This is a genomic window from Streptomyces sp. NPDC002785 (genome assembly GCF_040295565.1).
In the GTDB taxonomy this organism is placed as follows: domain Bacteria; phylum Actinomycetota; class Actinomycetes; order Streptomycetales; family Streptomycetaceae; genus Streptomyces.
The window spans coordinates 1-2,594 of sequence record NZ_JBEOVN010000392.1 but is presented as its reverse complement, the minus strand read 5'-3'; the positions used below and the strand labels follow the sequence as shown (position 1 = coordinate 2,594).

Genomic DNA, 2,594 nt, shown 5'->3' with positions numbered 1-2,594 from the left:
CCGGATCCTCCAAAGGATCCGGCCTTCTGCGTTCAGTAGCGGGGACAGGATTTGAACCTGCGACCTCTGGGTTATGAGCCCAGCGAGCTACCGAGCTGCTCCACCCCGCGTCGTTGAACCCAACAGTACGTGACGCCCTGGACCAGCGCAAATCTGCTTTCTGCGAGCCGTGCGGGGGCCGCCGCGCACTGCTATGCGGTCAGCTCCTGGTGCAGCGCCTCGCGCAGCCGGGCAGCCCGCTCGGCGACCTCCGCCGGGCCCAGCTCGACCGCCCGAGCGCACCAGCGCTGCCCCTCGGTGAGCTCCCCGCGGCGGGCGGCCAGCAGGGCGAGACGCAGGGCGGCACGACCGTGCCCGTCGTTCGCGGCACGGCTCCACCACAGCGCGGCCTCGCGCTCGCTGCCCTCGCGGGCCAGCAGCAGCCCGAGGTTGAAGGCGCCGTTGCGGCTGCCCGACTCGGCGGCCTCGCGATACCAGCGGGCCGCGCTGTCCACGTCACCACGGGCCGCCGCGAGCATCCCCACCCGCACCTGGGCGCGGCGGTGCCCCTGCTCGGCGGCCCGCTCGTACCACTCCTCGCACTCGGTCTTCTCCGGCATCGGCTCGCCCAGCGCGGGAGGTCCGGGCGGCGGCTGCCGCGAGTCCAGCACCCCGGCCAGCCGGAAGGCGGCCTCGGCGCTGCCGCCGCCCGCCGCGCAGCGCAGATGGCGCTCGGCCTCCTGCTCCTCGCCTTGGTGCAGCAGGGCCATGCCGACCTGGAGCGCGGCCTCGGTGTGACCTGCCGCCGCGGCCCGCTCGTACCAGACCAGGGCCGCACGATCCTCGTCGCGTCCGGCGTGCAGGATGCCGAGGTTGAAGGCCGCATCGACGCTGCCCGCCTCGGCCGCCTTGGAGAACCAGGGCTCGGCGCCGGTCGCGTCGCCCGCCTGGAGCAGGAGTACAGCCAGTGCGTTGGCGGCCTCGCGATGGCCCGCGTACGCGGCGCGGCGGTACCACTGCTCGGCCTGCGGCGTACGGTCCTGGGCCGCACAGAGCAGCCCCAGGTTGTACGCCCCGTTGACGTCGCCCGCGTCCATGGCGGCGCGGTACCAGCGCTCGGCGGTCTGCTGCTCGCCACGGGCGGCGTGCAGAGCGCCCAGGGCGTTGGCGGCGTTCCCGTCGCCGTCCTGGGCGGCGCGCAACCACCACACGGCAGCGCTCTCCTCGTCGCCCGCGTCACGCAGCAGGAATCCGAGCGCGCAGGCGGCCCGCGCCTCGCCGGCCTTCGCGGAGATGAGGTACCAGCGGCCGGCCTCCCTGGGCTCGCCGCGCTGTTCGAGGATGGCGCCGAGATGCAGAGCGGCACGCCCGTGGCCACGCGCGGCGGCCTGCCGGTACCACTGCTCGGCCTCGCCCACGCGCCCGGTCGCCGGACCGGCTATGGGGCCGTCGTCCTTGCGTACCGCGGAACGGGCGGCGGCGCCCGGCCGATCGGCGCCGCCCGCGCCGGGTCCGGGGCCGGGCGCGGGGCCCAGGCCCGGGCGGCCGAAGGCGTCGTGCGGGTCGTCGGCGGTGTTGCGGTCCAGCATGCGCGCGAGGCGGTACGCGGCCTCCCGGTGCCCCTGCTCGGCGGCGGCGCGCAGCCAGCGCTCGGCACCGACGTCGCTGCGGTGTTCCAGCAGGTCGGCGAGGGCGTACGCGCCCAGCGCATGGCCCTGCTCGGCGGACTGCCGCAGCCAGTACTCGGCGCCGGGCTCGTCCCCCCGCTCGCGGTAGTGGCGACCGAGGGCGTGCGCGGCAGCGGCGGAACCCGCGACCGCTGCGATACGCCACCAGCCGGCCGCGTCGTCGACGTATCCGCGCTGGTGGAGGAGGACACCCAGGTTGTTGGCCGCGGCCCGGTCGCCGTCGGCGGTGGCCGCACGCAGATAGGGCTCGGCGCCGTCCAGATCGCCGCGGCGCAGCAGCAGGGCGCCGAGAACGCTCATCGACGTGGTGTCACCGGCGTCGGCGGCGCGACGGTGGCGCGCCTCGCTCTCGGCGCTCTCCGGGCTCTCCCGGATCTCGGCAGCCTCAATGGCCCCGGCGCTCCTGCCGCTCCCAGTGGCCTCGGCGCTCTCCGTGCCCTCTGCACTCTCCGTGCTCTCGACGGTCGCGGCACACCCCACAGTCTCGGCGGTCTCGGTCGTCCCGATGATCTCAGTGGTTTCAGTGGTCTCGTCGTTCTCCGTGGCAGCAACACCAAATGCCGCATTCATCACACTATCCGGCTGATAAACGCGGCGCTTCACAAACCGCCCTGTCTCCAACAGAGTTGCCCTGTCCCCCATAAATACCATCGTCGCACCACCTACAACCCGCGTACACGTGGCACACCACGGCAGCGAGGTCACTTCAGCGTTTTGTCGACATGCCCACAGAGAGACAAGTCAAACACGTCCGGGCTCAACTCGTGCCCTGCGAACCGCACTTCACACGCATCACACAAGAAAGTCATCGCGGCACGACGAAGGCCCGGATCCTGGAAAGGATCCGGGCCTTCGTCTTTCAGTAGCGGGGACAGGATTTGAACCTGCGACCTCTGGGTTATGAGCCCAGCGAGCTACCGAGCTGCT

1 protein-coding gene and 1 tRNA gene are annotated in these 2,594 nt (G+C 72.7%); both read right to left on the bottom strand.

All coding sequences use genetic code 11. The features are described 5' to 3' along the window. Nucleotides 1-36: 36 nt before the first annotated feature. Nucleotides 37-110 (bottom strand) — tRNA-Met (locus ABTZ94_RS37285). A gap of 81 nt (nt 111-191) precedes the next feature. After that, entirely contained in the window at nt 192-2,318 is a 2,127-nt protein-coding gene (locus tag ABTZ94_RS37280) for a tetratricopeptide repeat protein (protein ID WP_351207859.1), read from the bottom strand. Nucleotides 2,319-2,594 lie beyond the last annotated feature (276 nt).